This window comes from Duganella aceris, assembly GCF_011090165.1.
Lineage (GTDB): Bacteria > Pseudomonadota > Gammaproteobacteria > Burkholderiales > Burkholderiaceae_D > Rugamonas > Rugamonas aceris.
Genome location: NZ_JAADJT010000032.1, coordinates 1 through 4,597, shown reverse-complemented (window position 1 = coordinate 4,597; position 4,597 = coordinate 1). Strand labels below are relative to the sequence as shown.

General features: G+C 59.8%; 3 protein-coding genes. 1 reads left to right on the top strand and 2 read right to left on the bottom strand.

Annotated features, from left to right (window positions below; genetic code table 11):
• Positions 1 to 174 precede the first annotated feature (174 nt).
• Positions 175 to 1,554, top strand: coding sequence for a DUF4214 domain-containing protein (locus tag GW587_RS30875; protein WP_166108743.1), 1,380 nt, complete (start codon positions 175 to 177; stop codon positions 1,552 to 1,554).
• Between the two features lie 9 nt (positions 1,555 to 1,563).
• Here the strand turns inward: GW587_RS30875 and GW587_RS30870 are convergent, their stop codons facing one another.
• On the bottom strand, positions 1,564 to 2,772 hold the full coding sequence (locus GW587_RS30870) for a sensor histidine kinase (RefSeq protein WP_166108742.1): 1,209 nt from the start codon (positions 2,770 to 2,772) through the stop codon (positions 1,564 to 1,566).
• A 46-nt stretch (positions 2,773 to 2,818) separates the two neighbouring features.
• The gene (locus tag GW587_RS30865) at positions 2,819 to 4,183 is read right to left on the bottom strand and encodes a sodium-dependent transporter (RefSeq protein ID WP_166108741.1); all 1,365 of its coding nucleotides are present in this window, start codon (positions 4,181 to 4,183) and stop codon (positions 2,819 to 2,821) included.
• Between the last annotated feature and the right edge of the window lie 414 nt (positions 4,184 to 4,597).

The following is a 4,597-nucleotide window of genomic DNA, read 5'->3' as shown; positions in this document are numbered from 1 at the left end:
ACAGGACCGTGAAACAACTCTGCGCCGATGATAGTGCTGCAACCAGTGTGAAAGTAGGTTATCGTCAAGCTAGTTATTAGAAAAAGCCCCTTCCGGTGATCCGGTCGGGGCTTTTTTGCGTTTACATGCTTATAAAAAAGGTATCATTGGCTTCTTTGTAATGAGGGAGTGTTTATGAAAATTACCACTAAAGTCGTCTCTCTGTGCTCGGTAGCGGTGCTGCTTGCGGCGTGCGGCGGTTCCAACACCGAATCGGCGGCGCCTAAAATCGCCACGCAAGCCATGCGCAGCGGTGCTCCTTCGCCGACCTCCGTTTATTACGAGCTGGTAGAGAGTCTTTACCTGGGCTTTTTTGGACGCCCCGCCGATGCGCAGGGGCTGATTTTCTGGAGTGCGGCCTTCAACAGCAAGCAACTGCCGGCAACGCTCACGGGCTTAATCGAAGGCTATTCAAATAATACCGACATCAAGGCGATCGTCGACGCGTTCGCCGACAGCGCCGAATCAAAGGGCTTGTATGTCGCGAATAATACGTCGTTCATCAATGCCGTTTATTTAAATGTCTTCAACCGGAACGCCGAGGCCGCCGGGAACGAATTCTGGTCCGGTTTTCTTGCGCGCGGCGAGCTTACCCGCGCCCAGGCGGTCCTTTGGATACTCAACGGCGGACAAAACGACGACGCTTTAATCACATCGAAGAAAATCCAGGCCGCGACGGCGCTGACCTTGTCCCTGGTCACCGACGCGCAGAAAGACACCTACAGCGGCGATCGCATGAACGAGGCTGCGCGCGCGCTGCTCGCCACGATCACGGCCACGACCGACCTGGCTGCTTTCTATGCCGACATCAACGCCTTCGTCGCATCGCTGACGAGCAGCGACTCCTCCTTCCCTGCGGTATCGCGCTACGTCGGCTATCACTATTTGCAGGATATGAGCAATGCGCCGGTGTACGCCGCCAACTACAGTTACAGCTCGGGTGGCATTGTCGGCGTGATCGGCAACGGCAAGCTGACTTATGGCGTGACGCCGCAAACGGTGACGTGGTCGCGCGATGCCACCACTCGCGCGTTGACCTTCTCGGCACCCTTCGTCGCCAGCGCCAACCTGCCTGCGACGGCTTTCCCGCCGGCGCTCAGCATGCTGTGCACCGCCTCCGGCGCCGATGCCAATGCGGTCAAGTCGACCGATGTGCTGATCGCGCGCTCGGCTGTCCAATTGCTGGACGCCGCCGAACTCGCGGGGCAGACCTTGTCGGTGTATCGTGAAAATTGCGCCATCGGCGGCAGCAACGTGCAGTCCTTCGTGTTCGACGCGGCCGGCAATGGCAGGTTCGCTTCCGGGTCCGGCGTGCTGACGCTGGATGCCAAGACTGTGACCGCCGCGATGAACGGCCGGGTGCTGCTGGATCTGGTCACAGGCAAGTACCTGGTGTTCTCCGCCTACAGCTATCGCCGCAACGATGGCACGCTCGGCTATGCCATCGTCCAGCATCTGGGAAATCATTTGACGGCGGTGAACGACGGCGTGCTTGCCGTCTGGTCGCAGGAATAAGCGCGGCGCTTATTTGAGCGGCGCCGACATCGGCAGCGTCAGCGTGAAGCGGGTGCCGCCGCCCAATTCGCTGTCGACGTGGATGGCGCCGCCGAGGATTTCGGTGACGATGTTGTGCACGATGTTCAGGCCGAGCCCGGAGCCGCCGACGCCCATCTTGGTGGTGAAGAAGGGATCGAAGATGCGCGGCACGTCGGCGGGCGCGATGCCGACGCCATGGTCTTCCACGCTCAGCGTGACCCAGCCGTGCGATGACAGCTGCGCCGCGACCGCGATCAAGCCTTCTCCACGGCCCTCGTAGCCGTGCACGATGGCGTTGTTGATCAGGTTGGTGATGACTTGCCCCAGCGGCCCCGGATAGCTCTCCATCATCAGCTCGGCCGGCACCTGCTGCCGGATCACGAACGGCGTGCGTTTGATGGTCGGCTGCAGCGTCAACAAATTGCCGGCGATGACTTCGCCCAGCAAAAAGCTGCGCCGCTGCGAGCTGGTCTGGTCGACCGCGACCTGCTTGAAGTTGGTGACGATGTCGGCCGCGCGATGCAGGTTGCGGCTCAGGATGTCGACCGACAGCCGCGCATTCTCGATGTAATGCGCGAACTCCTTGCGCGTGACGCCGCCGTCCGACAAGTGACCGCCGATCTCGGCGGTCTGCATCTCGAAAGTGGTGGCGGCCATCAGGCTGTTGCCGATCGGCGTGTTGAGTTCATGTGCGATTCCGGCCACCAGCGCGCCCAGGCCGGCCAGCTTTTCATTGCGCACCAGGTCTTCACGCGCCTTGGCCAGCGTCGCCACCAGCTCCTGCAACTCGCGGTTGGCGCGGCGCAGCGCCAGATGGGTGTTGATACGAGCGAGCACTTCCTCGATTTGAAACGGCTTGGTGATGTAGTCGACGCCGCCGGCATCGAAGCCCGTGACCTTCTGCTTGGGATCGGTGAGGCCGGTCATGAAGATGACCGGGATGTCCTTGGTGTTCTTGCCGGCCTTGAGGCGGCGGCAGGCTTCGAAGCCGTCGATGCCGGGCATGACCACATCGAGCAGGATCAGGTCCGGCTCCGCGAACTCGGCGCGCATCAAACCTTCGGCGGCGGTCTGCGCCAGCACGATCAGGAAACCGTGCCGCTCCAGCCGGTCCAGCAGCGCGCCGAGGTAGGATGGAGAATCGTCGACGATCAAGATCGTCGGCATCGGCACTGCGGGCATCTCGCTCTGGTTCATCTGCCGGCCTGAGGATGTTCACGGTGCCGACAGTATAGTCACACAGTTAAAACAAATTCAATCCCTTCAACATCACCGCCAGGATCAGCAACGGCGAGACGTAGCGCAACAGGAACAGCACCACGCGCGCGTTGCCGCCATTGGCCAGCGTGCCGTTGTTGGCGATGGCGCGGGTGAAGTTGGCGCTTCCCCATACCCAGCCGACGAACAACGCTATCAAGATGCCACCCAGCGGCAACAGGACGTTGGACGAGACGAAGTCGAACAGGTCGAACATATTCATGCCGAACAGCTTGAAGCCGGCCAGCACATTGTTGGTCAGCGCGCAGGTCGAGCCCAGCAGCACCAGGCTTGCGATGGTCAGCAGCGTCGCTTTCGGGCGGCTCAGGCCGAGGCGCTCGTGCAGGATCACCACCGGCACTTCCATCAGCGACAACATGGCGCCGGTGGCTGCGACCGAGGCGAGCAAGAAGAAGGCGATCATCAACAACTGACCGCCCGGAATCTGCGAGAACACGGCGGGTATGGTGATGAACACCAAGGCCGGACCGGCCGCCGGCTCGAAGCCGAAAGTGAACACCGCCGGGAAGATGGCGATGCCGGCCAGCATGGAGACGCACAGGTCGGCGGCCATCACACGCAGCGTGGTTTGTGGAATATTCTGGTCGTCGCGGAAGTAGGAGCCGTAGGTCATCATCGTGCCCATGCCCAGCGACAGCTTGAAGAACGCCAGGCCCATCGCGGTGAGGATGACGCCGGAGGTGATCTTGCTGAAGTCCGGGCGGAACAGGAAGGCAAGGCCATCCGCCGCCTTGTCCAGCGACAGGCTGACCGCGCATAGCAGCAGCAACAGCAGGAACAGGATGGGCATCAATTTCTTGGCGATGCCTTCGATGCCCTTGGTCACGCCCATCAGCAGGATGCCGCCGATGAATGCCAGCACCGCCCATTGCCACAGCAGCGATTGCACCGGATCGCCGATCAGCGCGCCGAATGCGCTTTCGGTGACGTGGCGGTCGCTACTGAGAATGGAGCCGCCGATGGCTTTGAATACATAGGCGAACACCCACGCCACCACTTCGGAATAGAAGGACAGGATCAGGAAGGCGGCGGCCATGCCGGCGACGCCGACCAGCCACCATGGCAGCGATTTTTTCGGCGCCAGGTGTTGCAGCGCGGTGATGGGATTGGCCTTGGCGGTGCGGCCCATGGTGATCTCCGCAATCATGACGGGCAGGCCGATGAGCAGGGTGGCCAACAGATAGATCAACAGGAAGCCGGCGCCGCCGTTGGCGCCGGTCAGATAAGGAAACTTCCAGATGTTGCCAAGGCCGACGGCCGAACCCAATGTCGCCGCGAGCACGCCGAAGCTGGAGCTAAAGCCGCCACGCTTGATGGTCTTGTTATTCATTGCTGCCTTCTGCCGTTTCAAAAAGCGGCGATTGTAGCAGTTGGAAAAATAAGCCTTGCGGATATCGCGAGCGCTTTGTTATAGTTCGCTCCCTCGCAAAACGACGCATGCAAATGCAGAGTGCGCGAGAAAAAGAAGGTTGACGAAACGAGCTAAACGCTTCATACTCTTTCTTCTTCGCTGACAGACAAAACGCTTTGTCAGCACGCAGTACCGAATTGAAGTTCTTTAAAAATTAACAGTCGATAAGTGTGGACGTTTGATGTGAGTGCACACGGAGCTAGTCTCCGTGATACTTAAAATATCAAATGTTCACAAGAAGTAATGAAATAGGCGCTTCGCAAGAAGTGGCCTGTCAGTATTTTGAGTGAGCGACCCGTCAGCAATGACGGTGACACGAAAGTGTCAAATAAA

Coding starts and splice junctions, on each gene's coding strand:
- GW587_RS30875 (WP_166108743.1), top strand. CDS start 175: ATGAAAATTACCACTAAAGTCGTCTCTCTGTGCTCGGTAGCGGTGCTG.
- GW587_RS30870 (WP_166108742.1), bottom strand. CDS start 2,772: ATGAACCAGAGCGAGATGCCCGCAGTGCCGATGCCGACGATCTTGATC.
- GW587_RS30865 (WP_166108741.1), bottom strand. CDS start 4,183: ATGAATAACAAGACCATCAAGCGTGGCGGCTTTAGCTCCAGCTTCGGC.